The organism is Spirosoma validum, assembly GCF_014699035.1.
Classification (GTDB): Bacteria; Bacteroidota; Bacteroidia; order Cytophagales; family Spirosomataceae; genus Spirosoma; species Spirosoma validum.
Map to the genome: position 1 here is coordinate 1,040,603 of NZ_JACXAA010000001.1, position 19,708 is coordinate 1,060,310.

Annotated in this window: 20 protein-coding genes; 12 read left to right on the plus strand and 8 right to left on the minus strand. The window is 45.1% G+C overall.

Annotated features, from left to right (window positions below):
- Positions 1–22 precede the first annotated feature (22 nt).
- The 3 genes from IC230_RS04130 to udk all read left to right on the plus strand — a co-directional run bounded on the left by IC230_RS04130 (position 23) and on the right by udk (position 1,798).
- Positions 23–709 (plus strand): hypothetical protein, encoded by a 687-nt coding sequence (locus tag IC230_RS04130; protein ID WP_191037684.1) that lies wholly within the window; start codon positions 23–25, stop codon positions 707–709.
- Between the two features lie 84 nt (positions 710–793).
- On the plus strand, positions 794–1,039 hold the full coding sequence (gene atpC / locus IC230_RS04135) for an ATP synthase F1 subunit epsilon (RefSeq protein WP_191037685.1): 246 nt from the start codon (positions 794–796) through the stop codon (positions 1,037–1,039).
- 138 nt (positions 1,040–1,177) lie between these two features.
- Positions 1,178–1,798: a uridine kinase gene (gene udk / locus IC230_RS04140; RefSeq protein ID WP_191037686.1), complete on the plus strand. Its 621-nt coding sequence runs from the start codon at positions 1,178–1,180 to the stop codon at positions 1,796–1,798.
- Between the two features lie 102 nt (positions 1,799–1,900).
- Here udk and IC230_RS04145 read toward each other — a convergent pair whose 3' ends face one another.
- Complete coding sequence (locus IC230_RS04145) at positions 1,901–2,944, minus strand: 2Fe-2S iron-sulfur cluster-binding protein (protein ID WP_191037687.1); 1,044 nt, start codon at positions 2,942–2,944, stop codon at positions 1,901–1,903.
- A gap of 194 nt (positions 2,945–3,138) precedes the next feature.
- Here IC230_RS04145 and nadA point away from each other — a divergent pair, with 194 nt between their 5' ends.
- Both nadA and nadB read left to right on the plus strand, forming a co-directional pair.
- A complete protein-coding gene (gene nadA, locus IC230_RS04150) occupies positions 3,139–4,128 on the plus strand; it encodes a quinolinate synthase NadA (protein WP_191037688.1) in 990 nt (329 codons plus the stop codon).
- 95 nt (positions 4,129–4,223) lie between these two features.
- On the plus strand, positions 4,224–5,834 hold the full coding sequence (gene nadB / locus IC230_RS04155; protein ID WP_191037689.1) for an L-aspartate oxidase: 1,611 nt from the start codon (positions 4,224–4,226) through the stop codon (positions 5,832–5,834).
- Positions 5,835–6,050: 216 nt separating this feature from the next.
- Here nadB and IC230_RS04160 read toward each other — a convergent pair whose 3' ends face one another.
- The 7 genes from IC230_RS04160 to IC230_RS04190 all read right to left on the minus strand — a co-directional run bounded on the left by IC230_RS04160 (position 6,051) and on the right by IC230_RS04190 (position 11,210).
- Positions 6,051–6,734, minus strand: a complete 684-nt coding sequence (locus tag IC230_RS04160; protein WP_191037690.1) for a LytR/AlgR family response regulator transcription factor — start codon at positions 6,732–6,734, stop codon at positions 6,051–6,053.
- A gap of 1 nt (position 6,735) precedes the next feature.
- Positions 6,736–6,921 carry a hypothetical protein gene (locus IC230_RS04165; RefSeq protein WP_191037691.1) on the minus strand — a complete coding sequence of 62 codons (186 nt, stop codon included), beginning with the start codon at positions 6,919–6,921 and terminating at the stop codon, positions 6,736–6,738.
- Between the two features lie 5 nt (positions 6,922–6,926).
- Positions 6,927–8,027, minus strand: a complete 1,101-nt coding sequence (locus IC230_RS04170) for a sensor histidine kinase (RefSeq protein ID WP_191037692.1) — start codon at positions 8,025–8,027, stop codon at positions 6,927–6,929.
- A gap of 535 nt (positions 8,028–8,562) precedes the next feature.
- Positions 8,563–8,865 carry a hypothetical protein gene (locus IC230_RS04175; protein ID WP_191037693.1) on the minus strand — a complete coding sequence of 101 codons (303 nt, stop codon included), beginning with the start codon at positions 8,863–8,865 and terminating at the stop codon, positions 8,563–8,565.
- 12 nt (positions 8,866–8,877) lie between these two features.
- A complete protein-coding gene (locus IC230_RS04180) occupies positions 8,878–10,059 on the minus strand; it encodes a sensor histidine kinase (protein ID WP_191037694.1) in 1,182 nt (393 codons plus the stop codon).
- A gap of 14 nt (positions 10,060–10,073) precedes the next feature.
- A complete protein-coding gene (locus IC230_RS04185) occupies positions 10,074–10,826 on the minus strand; it encodes a hypothetical protein (RefSeq protein WP_191037695.1) in 753 nt (250 codons plus the stop codon).
- A 48-nt stretch (positions 10,827–10,874) separates the two neighbouring features.
- On the minus strand, positions 10,875–11,210 hold the full coding sequence (locus tag IC230_RS04190; RefSeq protein ID WP_191037696.1) for a hypothetical protein: 336 nt from the start codon (positions 11,208–11,210) through the stop codon (positions 10,875–10,877).
- Between the two features lie 335 nt (positions 11,211–11,545).
- Here IC230_RS04190 and IC230_RS04195 point away from each other — a divergent pair, with 335 nt between their 5' ends.
- From IC230_RS04195 to IC230_RS04225, 7 genes are all read left to right on the plus strand, one after another.
- The gene (locus IC230_RS04195) at positions 11,546–12,919 is read left to right on the plus strand and encodes a glutamine synthetase family protein (RefSeq protein ID WP_191037697.1); all 1,374 of its coding nucleotides are present in this window, start codon (positions 11,546–11,548) and stop codon (positions 12,917–12,919) included.
- Between the two features lie 43 nt (positions 12,920–12,962).
- Entirely contained in the window at positions 12,963–14,003 is a 1,041-nt protein-coding gene (locus IC230_RS04200) for an aminoglycoside phosphotransferase/kinase family protein (protein ID WP_191037698.1), read from the plus strand.
- Positions 14,004–14,338: 335 nt separating this feature from the next.
- The gene (locus IC230_RS04205; protein ID WP_191037699.1) at positions 14,339–15,187 is read left to right on the plus strand and encodes a TIGR01459 family HAD-type hydrolase; all 849 of its coding nucleotides are present in this window, start codon (positions 14,339–14,341) and stop codon (positions 15,185–15,187) included.
- Positions 15,188–15,390: 203 nt separating this feature from the next.
- Positions 15,391–15,630, plus strand: coding sequence for an acyl carrier protein (locus tag IC230_RS04210; RefSeq protein WP_018617787.1), 240 nt, complete (start codon positions 15,391–15,393; stop codon positions 15,628–15,630).
- Between the two features lie 151 nt (positions 15,631–15,781).
- Entirely contained in the window at positions 15,782–17,032 is a 1,251-nt protein-coding gene (fabF, locus tag IC230_RS04215; RefSeq protein WP_191037700.1) for a beta-ketoacyl-ACP synthase II, read from the plus strand.
- Positions 17,033–17,035: 3 nt separating this feature from the next.
- Positions 17,036–17,797, plus strand: coding sequence for a ribonuclease III (gene rnc, locus IC230_RS04220; protein WP_191037701.1), 762 nt, complete (start codon positions 17,036–17,038; stop codon positions 17,795–17,797).
- Between the two features lie 367 nt (positions 17,798–18,164).
- A complete protein-coding gene (locus IC230_RS04225; RefSeq protein ID WP_191037702.1) occupies positions 18,165–19,688 on the plus strand; it encodes a Do family serine endopeptidase in 1,524 nt (507 codons plus the stop codon).
- Positions 19,689–19,708: the final 20 nt, after the last annotated feature.

The following is a 19,708-nucleotide window of genomic DNA, read 5'->3' on the forward strand; positions in this document are numbered from 1 at the left end:
CAATAAAAACGTACTTAGTTTTATGAAAACGATTCGATTTAGGGTAGGAGTTGCCCTTACTTCACTCAGCTTGGTAGCCGCAACGATCTCGTCGGCTCAGGTCACAACGCCATCCGAGTCAAATACGCTGGCAAAACCTACTGTAATAGGGGCTATCAAAGACACGTCTATTACACCAGGTGCGTCGGCAACGACAGGACAGGATAATACAGCAACCGCTCATCTAGACAATGCTGTAGCAGCTCTGAACAAAGGTGATAAAGCAGCAACAACCGAGGAATTAAAGTCGGGTATTGCGGGTCTGGAAGCCGAAGCGCAAAGCAAGCCAACGTCATTCAAGGACAAGATTTTAGCTCAGGCGGGTAAGCTAAAAGCATTATTACCATTGATTCCCACAGGTGCTTTAGGTAATGGCGTGTTAGGCAAAGCAGTTAGCTTGGCTAAACTAGCTTCAGGCGGCAATCAACTTGAAGGCATTCTGGCTGCTGGCTCCTTACTTGGCAAAGGCAGTCAATTAACAAGTGGTCTGTCAGGGATTGGTAGTGCTCTGGGTGCCTTGGGAGGCCAGTCCTCGGGTCAATCGCTGATTTCGACTGCCTTATCAACGGTTGGCAAACTCGACCAGGGAGGCTTAGTGGCTAAAGCTGCCGAACCCGCTGCCAAAACACAAATTGGCAGCGTTCTGAACATGGTAAAAGGAATTTTATAAAATGATGAGTTATAAATGATGAATGTAGTTACTAGTCATTTATAATTTATCGTCGCACCGGCGACCCGGTCATCATTAGATAGCATGACACTAGATATTATTACTCCCGATCGTAAGGTATTTTCCGGCGAAGCCAGTGCTGTTACGTTTCCGGGCAGCGAGGGCCAATTTCAGGTTTTAAACGACCATGCGCCCATGGTTAGCACATTGGATCGGGGACCGATTATTGTTCAGACGTCTTCGGGGCAGCAAACCTTTACTGTTGACGGGGGCGTAGTGGAAATTCTCCAAAACAAAGTGCTGGTATTGGCTGAAGCCATAGTAGCGTAAACTGTAGGGTTAAAATCTGCTTATTTGCATTAAGAGCGGTTTGTTCGTTAGGAACATGCCGCTTTTTTATTAGCTATCCCTACTTGTTTTCTCATTTCGTACTTTCCTGTTTTCTTTGTTCTTTCAGCTTACTTCATCATGGCCACTAAACCATTTATTGTCGGAATCACGGGCGGTAGTGCTTCCGGTAAAACTTCATTTCTAAAAGACATTTTAAATGCTTTTTCAGAAGAGCAGATTTGCCTGATTTCGCAGGATAATTATTACCGAACGCTCGATCTTATTCCAATTGACCAGAACGGCGTTTATAATTTCGATCTGCCCGGTACGATCAACCATGAGCTGTTCGCAGAACATTTAAGCCTGTTACACGCTGGAAAAACAGTCGAAACACCAGAGTACACATTTAACAACCCAAACGCTGTTGCCCGAACGTTAACGTATCGTCCGACACCTATCATTATCGTTGAGGGCTTATTTGTTTTTCATTTTCCAGATGTCGGCAGTCAGTTAGATCTGAAGGTGTACATTACCGCTAAAAACAGAATCAAACTGGATCGACGCCTTAATCGGGATCAGGCAGAGCGAGGATTAACCGAAGAGATTATTAACTATCAATGGAAGCACCATGTTCGCCCGGCTTACCGTGAATTTGTAAAACCCCACAAAGACGAAGCGGATATAGTCATCCCTAACAATCATAATTACCAGAGAGGACTGGACGTACTACTGGCCTTTTTGAAGACGAAAGTGATGTAGCATGGACAGCCATGTCCGCGTAGCCTTAGGCTGCTAGGTTGTATCTGTATTTTTTAGCCCGTCGTACCTTAACCTACGGCTACGCAGGCATGGCTGTCTACGCTACGTTAGTTCAATCACTACGCCATCACTTTCCGGATAACCTGTACAGGTAAGAACCCAGCCTTCGGCGAGGTCGTGGTCGGTCAATACGTCGTTGATAGTCATGTGAATACGGCCAGACACGCATTTTGCAGCACATGTAGAGCAGCGCCCACCCCGGCAACTGTAAGGCAAAGCGACACCTTCGTCCAGAGCCGCTTGTAGAATGGATTTATAAGCTGGAACCTGAATCTCGATTTCACGTCCCCGGTAATGTAATAAAACTGCCCGGTCTTCTGCCGAAGCAGGTGACGGAGCCAGAAAAATTGGCTCAACGACAAAATTCTCGCGACGAATCTGATTCAGTTGAAAACCACTGAACACAAGCGTAAACTGAACCATTCGCATGTAGTCGCCAGGACCGCATACATAAAAGCGTAACGTTTCTGGATTTGAGGCTCCTATCAAGTCTGGTAGCAGTCGTTCAAGCATTACGTTATTTAATCGACCTCGCAGGCCGTTCCATTCGTCAGAAGCATTGCTCAATAAATACAGCAATCGGAATCGATCCGGAAACTGGCTTTGAAGCGCATCCAATTCTTGCCGAAAAATAATGCTACGTTCATTCGGGTTACTATACAGCAACGTTACGTGCCGAGTAGGCTCTTCGTATAAACTCTGTTTAAGCAAGGCAAATAAAGGTGTAATGCCGCTTCCGGCGCCGAGCAACACTACGTCGCCTGCTTGATTTTCATCGAGCGTAAATCGCCCGGCGGGATGCAAACTCGTTAAAACATTGCCAACACGTAACGTATCGTGCAGATAACGCGAGATTTCTCCGTTCTGAACACGCTTTATCGTTAATCGCAGTATTTCGCCGGGAGCCGAGCTAAGTGAATAAGATCGACGCACTTCGTGACCATTATGTGATAAGATCAGCGTTAGAAATTGACCAGCGCGATACGTAACAGACTGTCCGTTGGTAGGTTCTAAAAAATAACTATTGGCATCGGACGATTCTGGCTGAATCCGAACGATACGTAATCGAAGAAAATCATCAGTCATGAATACTATTGCTTTTTGCCAAAACTAATTAAATAGCGTACGTTGTTTGAAAGCATAAGACGTTTCCTGAAATTCGCTCCGCGTGGATTCGCCCGGCGTGGATTCGTTCAGCAAAGCATTTCATTAAACACCCTGACGTAGTGACATTTCGTACTTTACGTCGTTACTATATATAAACTGCCACTACACAACCAATGGAAGCACTCCTTGACGAAGTTCAGCGCGTGGGTTACGTTAATAAACCCGTTGCTGAGGATATAGATTTGGTAGCCGAAATCAACCGGCTCAAAAAAGAGAAAAATGCCGTTATTCTGGCGCACTACTACGTTGATGGAGCCATACAGGACTTAGCCGATTACATTGGCGATAGCCTCGGACTGAGTCAGCAGGCAGCCGCTACGCCCGCTGATATGATTGTCTTCTGTGGCGTGCATTTCATGGGCGAAACGGCTAAAGTGTTGTCGCCTGAGAAAAAAGTTGTCATCCCTGATCTCAATGCGGGTTGTTCGCTCGCCGATTCTGCTCCGGCGGATAAATTCGCAGCCTTCAAAGCGCAGTATACTGATCATATTGTGCTTTCCTATATCAACTGCTCGGCGGAGATCAAAGCCTTATCGGACATCATCGTTACGTCGTCGAATGCGCTGAAAATTGTTGAAAGCCTACCAAAAGATCAGAAAATAATCTTTGCTCCTGACGCTAACCTAGGCCGTTTTGTCTCGAAAAAAACGGGACGTGATATGGTACTCTGGGATGGTGCCTGTATCGTTCATATTGATATTTCGCTCGAAAAACTGCACAAGTTGCGGACAGACTATCCAGAGGCAAAGTTCATTGCCCACCCCGAATGCCAGGAACATATTTTGAGTGAAGCCGATTTTGTGGGTTCGACAACAGCGCTGCTGAAATACGTAGTAGATAGTCCTGAACAAACCTTTATTGTAGGAACTGAAGCGGGTATTCTGCATAAAATGAAACAGGCGGTGCCGCACAAGAAAATTATTCCGGCTCCGGCTACTCAGAACAACACCTGCGCCTGCTCAGAATGTCCGTATATGAAGATGAATACGCTCGAAAAAGTGTACAATTGCATGCTCTACGAACAGCCGGAGATTATTGTACCAGAAGACGTTCGGGTAAAAGCCTATGAGTCGGTAGCTCGAATGTTGGAATTAAGCAAATGATAAGTATTTGCTGCTATTCACGATTAAGTTAGAAAATTAGCTCTCATTTGCTTTTCGATATTTTAAAAAGTTGAGTTCTTTCAATTGATATTCTAATGCCCCACCAATTCGATTTCTTGGTTATTGGCTCCGGTATTGCGGGCCTGAGTTACGCTACCAAGCTGGCAATGCACTTCGAAAAATTGCAGCAGACGATACGTATCGGTGTCATCACGAAGGTACAGGCTGACGAAACCAACACTAAATACGCACAGGGTGGTATTGCGGCTGTCTGGTCGGAAGATGACTCGTTCGAAAAGCACATCGAAGACACGATGATAGCGGGTGATTTCCTGAGCGATCGGCATATTGTGGAGATTGTCGTTCGTGAAGCGCCCGGCCGGATTCAGGAGTTAATCGATTATGGCACCCGTTTCGATAAAGAACATGGGGGTACGGATTATGACCTGGCAAAAGAAGGTGGGCATTCTGATTATCGAATTCTGCATTTTAAAGACATTACCGGGGCAGAGATTGAGCGGGCTTTACTCGATAAAGCTAATTCGCTGAAGTCTATTGAGATTTTTACGCATTTCTACGCCGTTGAACTCATTACACGCCATCAACTTGGTGAAACCGTTCATCGCTACGATACCGATAACAAATGCTTCGGGGCATACGTACTGAACACACAAACGGGTCAGGTAGAGCAGTTTCTGGCTAAAACGACGCTGCTGGCAACGGGTGGTATTGGCAATATCTATCAGAATACAACTAACCCCAGCATTGCTACCGGCGATGGCATTGCGATGGCTTACCGCGCTAAAGGAATCGGTAAAGACATGGAGTTTATTCAGTTTCACCCGACGGCTTTGTATGAACCGGGCAAGAAACCAAACTTCCTGATTTCGGAAGCCGTACGTGGTTTTGGGGGCGTATTACGCACCCGAAAAGGCGAGACATTCATGGAAAATTATGACCCTCGCTTATCGCTGGCTCCACGCGATATCGTCGCTCGCGCTATTGACTCTGAGATGAAAAAATCGGGTGATTCGTGCGTGTATTTAGACGTAACGCACTGCGATTATGAGCGATTCGTTGAACACTTCCCAAACATAACAGCCTATTGCCGCGATCATCTGGGGCTGGATTTACGGAAAGATTATATTCCAGTCGTACCGGCGCAACATTATCTATGTGGGGGTGTTCGTGTGAATGAATGGGGGCAAACGAATATTCAGTTCCTGTACGCCGTTGGCGAGTGTTCCTGTACCGGACTGCATGGCGCTAACCGACTGGCCTCTAATTCGTTGCTCGAAGCGGTCGTCTTTGGCCACCGAGCTTATGAAAAAACGGTTGAATTACTCGATCAGGCCGTTATACCTGATAATATTCCTGCCTGGAACGATGCGGGTACGACGCACCCTGAAGAATTGGTTCTGGTGACGGAAATGAAGAAGGAGCTAGAGTCAATTATGTCGAACTACGTCGGGATCGTCCGTACGAACCGACGGTTGAAGCGGGCAATGGACCGGCTTGAACTGATTTATTTAGAGCACGAAGAACTTTACCGCCAGTCGAAAGTCTCGGTACCGATTTGCGAACTACGTAACATGATTGAGGTATCTTATCTGGTTATTCGAATGGCGATGGCCCGACGTGAAAATACAGGACTACATTTTAATCTGGATAATGTAAAGCAGGATGACGCAGTGCCCCAAGTGTAGCTCTACTAACATTATGGCTCCGCTGAAGCCAATCACATCAGACGCCGGAGTAACGTATATTAAGATAACTGAGCCTAAAACTGGAACTCTGCAAATTAGAGCTACAGAAAGCGCTGAATTCCGGGTGTCGATTTGTGGGAACTGTGGTTATGCTGAACACTACGTTGAGGACGTAGCACGACTTTGGAAATACTGGCAAAAAGGGTATCGATAGTCTTACTTCACTCGTTCCAGTAACTCATCACGATAGGACCCACTAAGCGGCACCTGTACCTTACCAATGGTAAGCTGGTGCCGCTCTATTTTCTCAATGCGGTTAAGCGCAACGATATAGGATTTGTGAATACGCATAAATTGGTCGTTGGGCAGCATTTCGGCGGCTTCGCTGATTGTCATGCGGGTAAGCGCTTTCTTGCCAGTCTCCTGAAATGTTAAATAATTTCCCTCTGACTCAACGTATTGCAACTCATCGAGATTAATCCGAACCCAATCGTAACCATCTTTCACGAAAACGTAGGGCGACTTTTTAGAATCGTCAGACAACCGTTCGTACGCTTTGTTGGCGGCTTGCATAAATCGGCCAAAGGCGATAGGTTTTAAGAGGTAATCCAGCGCACTGAGTTCAAAACCCTGCAAGGCATACTCCGGGTAGGCCGTCGTAAAGACAACCAGCGACTTATTCCCTACAACCTGGGCGAAATCCAGCCCAGTCAGATCGGGCATGTTAATATCCAGAAAAATCAGATCGATTTGCTCTGTTTTCAGAAACGTCAGCGCTTCAATGGCATTAACGAACGTACGTTTCAAATCCAGAAATGGAACTTTACGGGCGTGAGCTTTAATAATGTCGAGCGCAATAGGCTCATCATCAATGGCAATGCAACGGAGCGTTGAGGGCATGTTATTCAATAGGTGATTTAATACGTAGCAGACCAATTCCGGTCAATAGTGAACTGGCGCTGATTACATACATTCCCCAGTCCGTTGGCTCATTGTGCGTGTGTTTGTAGACTATTGCGGCAAGTATAACGATACCGGCAATAATGGTTATCATTCCCAAAAAACGGGGATTAGTAAATTGCCTCATACAAGTTAAAGGTTAATTGTCAAATCAATTAAAAATGTGCCGTTCCCTTCCTCCACACGTAGCGTATGCCGTTCAGGATAAGCCAGCGCGAGCCGTTGACGAACGTTGACCAGCCCTAAGCCTGTTCCTTTCTCTAATCGCGTTCGAGGCAAAATACTGTTCTCTACTGTGAGATAGAGCGTACCGGTCTTTACTTGTAATCGGATATGTACGAAGCACGGATGCTGAATGCTAATACCATATTTAAAGGCATTCTCGATGAGCGGATTCAGGAGCAGCGGCACAATCTGAGCGGGTTGCTCATCCCAGTCGATTTCTGTTTTAATACGGATGGTGTCGGTACGAGGCAGACGCATCTGATGTAGCTCGACAATATCTCCGACAAAACGCAATTCCTGATCTACGGGAATAAAATCCCGATGCGACGCTTCGGTAACGTGGCGCATCACAGATGAAAGCTGCTCAATGCCAGCAGCGGTACGATCCGCGTCACCCGACAGGGCCGTACCATACAGGTTGTTGAGCGTATTGAACATAAAATGCGGATTAACCTGTGCTTTTAGCGCCTGAAGTTCAGCCTGTATTTTCTGCTTTTCCAGATCACGCTGCCGACGCCGATTCTCACGATAAGCACGAACGGTAATAAATACCAGGGTGTATGCCCAGATTAAAAAAATAGTAGCAAGCGCTTCTTCTCTCTCCAGAGGTAAGCTAAAGTAGCCCACTACCATCCCGGTTAGAACGGATAAAATCAAAGCGTAACTAATAAAATAGAGCACGAATAGCACGATGCTCCACGTTTTCCCCTTTCCAATCAAAACCTTATACAGCCAATAGCTGGCATGAACAGGCAGAACGTACAGAAGATCAGCGATTAGAGATAGTCTCACATAGCCGCCCCAATCGTTTCGATATTTTACTATTGTGGGACTTATTTTTTGAAGTGTATCAGCGGATAGATACGTAGACTCGAACCAGACGAATAGAAGGCTGACCACAACCCAGATTCCATAATGAATCAGGAGGAGTCTTAATTCACGATTCCAGAACCAGCGTGTTAACACAGATGACCAAGAAGATGATGAAATAGCCGAAGCAGATGGCATAGGTTTCAGTAGAGTAAGCATTTTTGTTCGGCCCGTTTTTGAAGCATTAAGCGGATGGCATAGCCAAGCCCCATACTGAAAATCGGCAGTAAGGCAAAGGGTATAAAAGAGTCGGTTTGATGTGCCCGAAGGCAAACAAGCAGAAAAGCAAGGAGCAACCCAGTACCTCGGCCTTGTTTCTCATAGCTCTCTTTCGATTTAAGATAAAAGGCTTTTTTCTGTTTCGCTAATAAATTGGGCGCTCCGCTTGATCAAAAGACGTAGGTGGCTTTGATACTGAAGGCAATCAGAATGCATTTGTTGCAGAATATCATCTAATTTTTTCTCCGTTTCACTGGCGACCGGCAGCGTAGCCAGTTTAGTCAACAAACGACGTAGTACCGGAAATTATAAGGAACCACGCAGTTCCAGATGAATATATTTCTGCTTTTCCTCCAGTGAAGTGAGGTAGTCAAAACAATTTTGTGCAGGCATGATACAGTGGTCTCTTTAGTGGCAATGTTTGACAGAAGCCGCTTTGACTAGACGTAACGCTTTAATTGTCTGTGCCGGGATCTAAGTACTTTTTATATTCTTTTTCAGCACGCTGCCACTGGTATAGCCCAGTGCCCAAGCCCATCGTTAATGAGAATATTACCTTTTTCATCCACCAACTGATCGGCGCTGTGTTTGCTAACACCGTATATAGATCAGCGCTTTTTAGTATAGGCCATAATGGACCAAACAAGATACTTATCAGTAAACAGATAGCTGCTAATTTCAGTGTATACGAGGTAACAAAACGAACTTGACCCTGTGTGCGCTGCCGCTCCCATTTCGATAATTCTTCCGGATTCATAGTTACGTCTGATTACAAATTGATGGTTAATTCTACCCGAAACTGCTTATCATTTTCTTCAACACGTAGCGTATGCCGTTCGGGGTAAGCCAGTGCGAGACGCTGCCTTACGTTTGCTAAGCCCAAACCAGTTCCTTTCTCCAGGTCAGTCCGAGGGAGAATACTATTTTCGGTTATAAGCTTTAGTGTACCTTTCTGAACCTGCAACCGAATACGTACGAAGCAGGGGTATTGAATACTGATTCCGTATTTGAACGCATTTTCAATAAGTGGATTCAACAGCAGAGGAACAATTTGGGCAGGTTTCTCATCCCATTCAATAGTCGTGCTGATGTCAATATTGTCCTGATTCGGAAGTCGAATGCGCTGAAGCTCCACAAAATCATCAATAAACCGCAGTTCGCGCTGAATATTGGTCGTTTGCAAACGCGACTCCTCCATGACGTAGCGTACGATACCCGACAGCTGCTGGATGCTCTCAGCCGTACGTGGACTATCTTCCAGAAGAGCTGTGCCGTAGATGTTGTTGAGCGAGTTGAACAGAAAGTGTGGATTGACCTGTGCCTTCAGCGCATCGAGTTCAGCCTGGGTACGTTGCTGGATAAGAGTGAGCTGACGACGACGCGACTTACCCCACGACATTAGTAAACTATAGCCAATATTAAGTAGAACAAAACTGTTCGCTAATGTCCATTGATATCCCTGTTGACTTCCTTTTTTTCCAATCCATACGGCTAGAAGTACTTCCAGCATTAACCAGATTCCAATCATCAATAACCAATATACTCGCTGGCCAAGTGCGTCCCGCTCAAATAAGACTTGAAAAAGATAGCGATACTGAAGCTGTAAAAGAGCAATCAGTAGCAGAGAAGTAGCTAGTAAAAACAGCGGATTTCCTGTTGCGATTAAGGTCAATTTGCCGAGTGCATAACCCACGCGATAAGAAGAATCTGAATTTGTTTTTGGCCCTACTTTTGATACACTGCTGGCCTCATTAAATCGCTCGATATTTCGATTAACCCTATCCTCTAAAGAGCTTTTTGTGAAGAACCAAATCATATAAGCCGGACTAATAACCAATATAATCCACATCCACCAACGTATCACAAATGGTCTCGCTACTTCTTTGAGCCAAGCCGCAGGAGCGGATAAACTCGTTGATTTGTATTCACTTGTTTCCAACGTAATATTCATCTGTTCTTTCAAAGTTACAGCGTGCGAATCATTTCTACCGCTAGTGGAGTAGCTATCAACAGAATGTGAACCGCTACGGCGTACCAGAAACCATATTTCATGCGGATGTAGCCAAAGTAAAAACCACTTAGCAAGCCCGACAGGAGCAGTATAGGGAGCAATAGACCTTTCCAGTCAGCCAACGTATCGAGGTGATTAACCGTAATTCCAGTAGCGTATAAGAACGTAAAACCATAGAAAATCCAGCGGAAGTTCGTTTGCCAGAACTGATTGATTCGCTCAAACACGACGGGGCGCTTTAGATAACGAACTGCCAGAATCACAGCAACAATCCAGACGGACATCATCACCACTAAGGCCGCCTGCATATTGGCTGATTTATTCAGGCTGTGAACATAGTAACAAATCGGAATACACAAGATCAGAATGCCTATTCCTTTGAGTCGTTTGGGTGTCAGGTACAAAATAGACCGAAAGATTTTTTCCTGAATAATGATGGCCAGTGGCAGAGCAAGTAGTAGTATAATTGGCGATGAGTGCGTGCGTTGCATAAGCAGCGTAAATAGATTCTGGCCAGTGATCAATTCTTCCAGAACAATACTGCCAACCGATAGAAGCAGTAAACCCAACAGCAGCGGATATTCAGTCAGAAATTGACGTAGCGTCGTTGCAATTGATTTATTAGGTTGATTAGCCAGCGGAAGTCGGTATATGGGCCGAAAAATATAATTCTGAAAGTTAGAAAAGCTGGTTGGCAAGGTATTCATGTTGATAGACAAAAATGAGTTTACAATGATTTAGAAAGTGTTGGTGGGTTAGTTGATTCCAGCCTCCAGTTGTTCAATCGGCATTACGTCTAAGTGAGGCTTTGGGTAAGGAGTAGCGATGGGCGCGGTATGCGGAGTTGGTTCTACGATTACTTTGGGTTGAGGAATGTCCTGATTTATCTCGTCACTGATCATCATTTTACCATGCAAACTTTTTCTGGACTGTTGATAGTCTTCCGTAGTGATTTGGCTCGTAGTATCTGGCCGAATAGCGCTGGACTGCGATGGTGTAGTTGGGCGCATAGGTTCGATGGATTGGTTCGTACAGGCGGTGAAAGCAACAGAAGCAACCAGGAGGGCGAGGGATTTGATACTATTTTTCATGGCAATGTGTCGGTTAAGAGTTAGTTTGATTTTTATGACTGACAGTACGTCTGCCGTTCCGATGATTCAAAACAAGCATATGGCTACCGCCCCCTAAAATCGGTGTGACCAACAGGACATACTATGGGAGCAAATGGGCAAAGTTTGGGATTTGACCGTTCAACGTTGGTAGTAATCCGGATGGTTTTCACTGAAATCTAACTTATCTTTTCGCATGGAGATAGCGTAGGAATAAGTAGCTTTACCCGCCAAAATCCGGCGTATATACATTAGCTGATATTAACAAAAGCCGTTGTCGTATTTCGGTCAGCGTTCCGTAGAAGATGCCTCACGCTATGAACCAGCAAGACATTATCGACTTTATCAACCAAAGCGATAGCCCCAAAATCAAATATGCGTTCACTGATATTGATGGAGTGTTACGTGGTAAAATCATCCATCGTCAGAAATTTCTGGACGGACTAACGGATGGCTTCGGGTTTTGTGATGTTGTTTGGGGATGGGATTCGAACGATATGCCGTACGACAATGGGCAAACAACTGGTTGGCAATCTGGCTATCCCGACGCGCCGGTCCGAATCGACGTATCGACGTTCCGACAACTTCCCTGGGAAGATAATATTCCGTTTTTTCTGGCTGATTTTAGTCCCGGTCCCGATGCGCAGCCGAGTACGTATGCGTTAGCCGCCTGTCCACGCAGCTTACTGAAACGTATTGCCAGCCAGTGTCGGGAAATGGGCTTTCACGCGGAATTCGCCCAGGAGTTTGAGTGGTTCAATTTCCGAGAAACGCCCCAGAGTTTGCAACAAAAAGCCTTTCAGCAACTGGAACCGCTAACACCGGGCATGTTTGGCTATTCCATTCTACGACCTTCACTCGAAAGCGCTTTTTACCACGACCTGTTTGATCTGCTGGCTCAATTCGATATACCGCTTGAAGGATTGCATACAGAAACCGGCCCAGGCGTTTATGAAGCGGCCATTATGCACGATGAAGTTGTCCGGGCAGCCGACAAAGCCGCTTTGTTTAAAACTGCTGTAAAGGAAATTGCGTATCGGCATGGCGTGGTCGCTACGTTCATGGCCAAATGGAACGCCGATCTGCCGGGCTGCAGCGGCCATATTCACCAAAGTCTATGGACGCCGGAGCAAACGCAGAATCTATTTTACGACCCCACCAAACCCGACCGCATGAGTGAATTGATGCAGCAATACGTAGCGGGTCAACTGTACTGTATGCCGCACATTACGCCCATGTTTGCGCCGACAATCAATAGCTATAAACGTCTGGTCGAGGGCGCCTGGGCACCAACTACTGTAACGTGGTCGGTAGATAATCGTACAACTGCCCTTCGGGTATTGAATCATAAGGAAGCGTACGCGCGCGTCGAACACCGCGTGTCGGGGGCCGATACGAACCCTTATCTGGCTCTTGCGGCTTCGCTGGCTTCTGGCTTGTATGGTATTCGCCATAAGCTAACCCTCGACATTCCGGCTTCGGTTGGAAATGGATACGCTGACAAGCGAAATGGTACGTTACCTACGGATTTGGACGAAGCCACGCGGGCGATGGCCAATTCGCCGGTTGCCGCCGAACTGTTTGGAACTGAATTTGTTGATCACTTTACGCGTACCCGCGACTGGGAATGGCGACAATACCTGCGCCAGGTCAGCGACTGGGAATTGAAGCGATATTTTGAAATTATTTAATATGTAGAGATGCAAAGTACTACGTCTCTATATACCTTGAATTATGCGTCTCGTTGATTACCCTACTATCATAAAAAAAGCCTGGTCGGAATTTGATGCTTCCATACAGATTCAGCGAATTGAAGACATCAGCGCTCGAGTTTCTACCAATCACGTTTTCAGAGTTACATTTGAAGATGGAAGCCACATTATTGCCAAGCTGTCTTACTTCGGCAAATACGAGCACTTTCTTGAAGATCACCGTATTATCCATGCACTAGCCAACAACCTGTTATATCCTTTTGAGAACGTACTGGCTAAATCGCTGGTGCGTGATGGGCAGGTCTATACGTACCGGTACAAAAACGGCTTTATTGATGCCTGGGTTGTGTTTTATAACCCAATTCGTAGCCAGATGAAGTTACCTCGCCGGTTAGAAGATCATCAAATTCAGATGCTTGGTCGACAAGTCGCTAAATTCCATAAGGCTTGTTCCCGCGTAAGCACGGTACTTCCAAAATCCATCAAAACACTACGTTCGGATATCTGGGATTTGCTTGATATGCTGGATACAGAAGTAGGGCAGTTTGAACACCGTCTGCATATAGAGGAATTAAAACGTCAGTGCGATCTATTTCTCACTAATCGCCAGAAACTCGTAGCCGGTACTGTCGAAACCATGCCTGTATTCGTAGACTGGAATATTGGTAATTTTTCTGTTACGCAGAACTTTGAGCTATACTCGCGTTGGGATTATGACTGGTTCAGAGTCAGTTATCGGGTTCTGGATTTTTACTTTTTTAGCCGGGTTGTTTCAAACATTGGCGACCGAACGGTATTCAGTTATGTGATCGGTCCGTTAATGGAAGACCGCTTTCTCCTGTTTCTGAAGGAGTACCATACCGTGTATCCGCTAACCGAAAACGAAATTCGATTTCTGCCCGAAGCGTACCGATTCTTTATTTTAAACTACGTAATAAAATACGGTCGGTATTTTTTCCATCGCACCTATGCGACTAAGCTTCAGCGCGAGGCCTATCAGACTTACTTTCCGTCTATCGATGAGTTTGATGCGGATAAAATTCTAAAGGTGCTGGGAATATAGTGATCTAACGTTCTAATCAGGCATGAATGACCCCCACACTTATCGGAAAATGAGGCCGAATTTACGAACTCGCTCGTCGTTCGTATTTTTCTGAAGAAGCAATCGGTTTCATAAAGAATTTCACTGATTTTTACATGTAGAGCATGTGCTAGTAGTCAATCAAAACCGTCGTATCCGAGAAGTTTATAATGGCACAGTGGCGCTGGATATTGATAAGCTAATTCTGGATATACAGACACTAGTTAAAGAAAACTGATTGAAAATTCTGCTTCGGTCGTACTTTTACCAATAAAAATATCGGTAAAACCAGTACGTACCATCTATTCATTTCCTCTATGCAGATTGCCGATTTCAAAACTATAGCGGCTGACTATCAAGTAATCTTCTTTGACGCATTTGGCGTTTTGAAAAATTCAGAGGGTATTTTGCCAGGCATTGAAACAACGTTTGATTGGCTTCGGGATAACGGCAAAACTTTTTACGTACTAACTAACGATGCCTCACGCGGTCCACACGAATTGGCCGAATCGTATTATCGGCAAGGTTTCTATGCAATTACGCCGGAACGAATTATTTCGTCAGGAATGCTGGCACGCGAATACCTTGATCTGAAAGTACATCATGGAACAGTGGCTTATTTAGGTACCGAGAAATCAGCCCATTATCTCGAAACTACAGGCTTAAAAACCTTGCCAATTAGTCAGGTAGATCTCAAAGACGTAGCAGATATTAATGCATTGGTGCTACTTGACGACGAGGGTTTCGACTGGAACACTGACTTGACTAAAACAGTCAATCTCCTTCGGAAGCGTAACATTCCGGTTATTGTAGCGAATACCGATGCAACTTATCCTGTCTCGAAGACCCGCATTGCCATTGCCATTGGCGCCGTGGCTAAGATGATCGAGACGATTGTTGGCAAAAAATTTATTCGATTTGGGAAGCCCGACGCTCAGTTATTTATGTTCGCCTATGAGCGTCTGGAAAATGCCGTCCACGTTAGTAAACGGGATATTCTGATGGTGGGCGATACGTTACACACAGATATCTTAGGCGGGAATAAGTTCGGCTTGGATACAGTATTGGTGTTAACGGGTAATACCCAGCCACAGGATGCAGAAATTTTAATCCGAAGTACTGGCATTATTCCCACCTACGTCTGCAAATCCGTTGTGATTCGGTAAATCATGCTGATTTCATCGGTGGCGTATCCGTATTATCCAAGCAGACATAAAGCACCATTTTCTTTCTCAACTAATTGGCTATCAATAGTATATACCTTTAAACAAAAGAACTTGAAACGATTTATACTTCAAAAAATTGTTTGATAATACAAAGGTAAATACGTTTCTTTGCGCAGTTTTTTAATCTACAACGGACTACTAAAATGTCGGACATTGCACAAAAAGTTAAGAATATCATTGTTGAGAAACTGGGTGTTGAAGAGTCAGAAGTGACGCCGGAAGCAAGCTTCACCAATGACTTGGGTGCTGATTCACTCGATACGGTTGAGTTAATTATGGAATTTGAAAAAGAATTCAACCTGCCTATCCCCGACGATGAGGCTGAAAAAATCTCAACAGTTGGTTTAGCCATTGAGTATCTGGAAAAACACATCGGTAAGTAATTTTTTGCTGATGCTCAATTCGGTATGGAAGTCAGTAGACTAAGAAGCCAATCACTACCGTAATTGACTAAGCTATGTAGTACCTGGAAGCCAGCGCCAACAAAAGTAGGCTCGGCGTTGTTTTTCAATTTTCATTACGCAGTTTCGCTGTATGACATTCAAACGAGTAGTAGTGACCGGCCTCGGTGCGTTGACACCTATTGGCAATGATGTAACCACCTATTGGAACAACTTAGCCGCTGGTGTAAGCGGGGCCGGTCCCATTACGAAGTTTGACGCCAGCAAGTTTCGTACGCAATTCGCTTGCGAAGTAAAGGGGTTGGACGTAACGCAGTTCATTCCCCGGCAGGAGGCCCGTAAGATGGATGCGTTCACGCATTATGCACTTATCGCCACTGATGAGGCCATTCGTGACGCTGGTATAAACCTTGATACCATTAACAAAAATAAAGTTGGTGTTATTTGGGGGTCAGGTATCGGTGGTCTAAAGTCCTTCGAGGACGAGATGATCGATTACGCGAAAGGCGATGGGACTCCACGTATCAATCCGTTTTTTATTGTTCGCATGATTGCCGATAGCGCATCGGGGCAAATTTCGATGCGTTATGGTTTTCGAGGGACAAACTACGTAACAGTTTCTGCCTGTGCTTCTACTAACAATGCCATTATCGATGCTTTTAATTACATTCGCTTAGGCCGTTTAAACATGTGCGTTGTGGGTGGGTCAGAAGCTGCCGTTACGAAAGCTGGTATTGGTGGTTTCAACGCGAACCGCGCTTTGTCGGAACGTAATGACTCTCCCGAAACAGCGTCAAGACCGTATGATAAGGATCGTGATGGATTTGTATTAGGCGAAGGTGCGGGATCGCTCATTCTGGAAGAATATGAGCATGCTCAATCACGCGGTGCCAAAATTTATGCGGAATTAATTGGTGGAGGTATGTCGTCAGATGCTTATCACATTACGGCTCCCCATCCTGAAGGCCTGGGAGCTTTTCTGGGTATGCAGGACGCGCTTGATGACGCTGGCATTGCTCCAACTGAGATTGATTACATTAATACGCATGGTACCTCAACACCAATTGGCGATCCACAAGAACTGAAGGCAATCCATCAATTATTCGGTGAGCACTCATTCAATATAAATATCAGCTCAACCAAATCAATGACTGGCCATTTGCTGGGTGCCGCAGGTGCCGTTGAAGCTATTGCCTGTATTAAAGCGCTCGAACACCAGATCGTTCCACCAACGATAAATCACTTCACAGACGACGAAGAAATTGATTCGCGCTTTAATTTAACGTTTAATACTGCCCAATCGAGACCAATGACTACTGTGATGAGTAATGCATTCGGGTTCGGTGGACACAATGCCATCGTCATTTTCCGTAAACTTAGCTGAGCCGTGCAACTCGCTCTGCCTCGTAGTTTGTCTAATCCTTTTAGCTGGTTCCGATCTGGTAATTCTGGGTCGAGTAAGAATCTACGCCGGTCAATTGCTCATATTATTGGAGCACGCCCTTCTAACTTAGGAGTGTATCAATTGGCGCTACGTCATACATCAGCGTCAAAAGCCACGGCTATTGAAGGGTTTCGGGAATCAAACGAGCGTCTGGAATATCTCGGTGATGCGGTGTTAGGTATGGTCATTGCTGAATTTCTCTTCAAAAAATATCCTTATAAAGACGAAGGCTTTTTAACTGAAATTCGCTCTCGAATTGTCAATCGAGAGACCTTGAATGGTATTGCACGTAAAATTGGTCTCGATCTATTGATCGAGTATGACGGAAGCCGGACACGTAGCATGCCTGCCCGTACGTCCATGTATGGCGATGCGCTTGAGGCTCTGGTGGGGGCGGTTTATTTAGACAAAGGATTCCGATTCACTCGTCGGTTTATTCTTAAGGATTTATTATCGCATTACGATATCGAGTCAGTCGTACAGACAAACGGTAACTTCAAAAGCCGTCTGATTGAGTGGGCACAGAGAGAGGGGAAAGAAATTCGTTTCGAAATTATCTCCGAAAAAGGAAATAGCCATTTCCGTGAGTTCATTGCCCAGGTATTAGTCAATGATGAGCCTTTCGCAACAGGCAGCGGTTATAGCAAGAAAAAAGCTGAGCAAGCGGCTGCAGAGAAAGCTTTTGATTTACTTGCTATAAAATAGTCCCCTTTCTGCCTTCAATTTATTCATTTCTGTAGTGTATCCACCGTATTGGTATGGTCTATATATTTCACCTTACTGCAGCTATTCTGGCATATTTCTTTATATTTAAGTAAGGAATAATGACAAACCGTCGTTATTTTAGCTGCTATTATTCTTGGTATAAGAATTGCTCAATCAGTACATAGAATGAACGTTCCACAAGTAATATGGGCGGGAAAAGGTAATGCTAAACCGCGCTAACAAAGCCCTGTTAAATTTTGTTAAGGACTAGCATTACCTGGATTTTTCGGAAGGCACTTTCCGTTATACCAACAGAGTGAAATTTGACTCCAACACAAAAAAAGCAATTAGATTTTCCCAATTAACCATGAAAAGTAACTGGAAATTATTGGCGTTGATGGCACTACTATCGAGTGTAATAACGCTGGCCGCTTACAACCTGTTGGGATTTAACAACCGGGATGTAATTTTTAATGAATCGTCGCCAATACCGACGATTACAGGTCGTCTGGCATCCATGCCGGGTGGACCATCGGCTGTGCCGGGTGATTTCTCTACGGCTGCTGAAGCCGTGACGCCAATGGTTGTTCACATACGTACTACAATGACCCGTACGGTACGTCAACAACAGCAAATGCCCGATATTTTTCGGGAGTTCTTCGGAGATGAGTTCGGTGGTAATCAACGGCAGCCTCGTCGTCAGCAAGGGCAAGCCTCTGGATCGGGTGTTATCATCAGCAAAGATGGCTATATCGTCACCAACAACCACGTCGTTCAGGATGCCGATGAAGTAGAAGTCATCATGACCGACAAACGTAGCTTTAAGGCAAAAGTGATTGGTACAGATCCGTTGACAGACTTAGCTGTTATCAAAGTTGATGCTAACAACCTGCCTTTTATTACGCTTGGTGATTCAGATGCCCTGAAATTAGGTGAATGGGTATTAGCGGTTGGTTACCCTCTCGATCTGGAATCAACAGTTACAGCTGGTATTGTTAGTGCGAAAGGTCGCCGGATTGGTATTCTTGACCAGAATATAAATAAAAACGATGCTAAACCCGACTCACCTGTAGAAGCTTTCATTCAAACGGATGCTGCTATTAATCCAGGAAACTCTGGCGGTGCATTGGTAAATCTGCGTGGTGAATTAATTGGCATTAATTCTGCAATTGCATCAGCAACAGGATATTATAGTGGTTATGGATTCGCTGTCCCTGTGTCACTCGTAAAAAAAGTATCGGCTGACTTGCTCAAATATGGTAATGTTCAACGTGGTTACATTGGTATTCTTCCTATTGAGTTGAACAGCACGGTAGCCAAAGAGAAAGGGGCGAAAATAGGTCGCGGAATCTATGTCGAAAACGTTGTTGAAAAAGGTGCTGCTGAGGCTGCCGGTTTGAAAAAAGGCGATGTTATCGTGAAAATGGAAGGCCAGGCGCTTGATTCTGACGCACAGATGCGTGAAATCATTGGTCGTCGTCGTCCGGGTGATATTGTAAACGTGACGGTAAATCGTGACGGCTCGGAGCGGGATTTCAAAGTTGAACTTCGTAATCGCAATGGTGGCCGTGATGTCATCAAAAAATCGGATATCACCGCAGCGAATACGTCCCTAAATACATTGGGTGCTAGCTTTGAAGATCTTTCTGCTCAAGATGCGAAACAATTGGGCGTGACGGGTGGCGTTCGGGTTAAGAAAATCACGGATGGTAAACTGGCAGAAACCGACGTCGAAGAAGGGTTCATCATCGTTAAAGCGAACGGTAAGAACGTTAAAACGACCAAAGACTTACAGGCGATTATGTCATCAGTAAAAGAGGGAGAAGGGCTCATGCTGATCGGTATGTATCCCAATAGTTCCCGGATGTATTACTACGCCGTACCCGTGTAATTGATCACGGTTTGATAAAT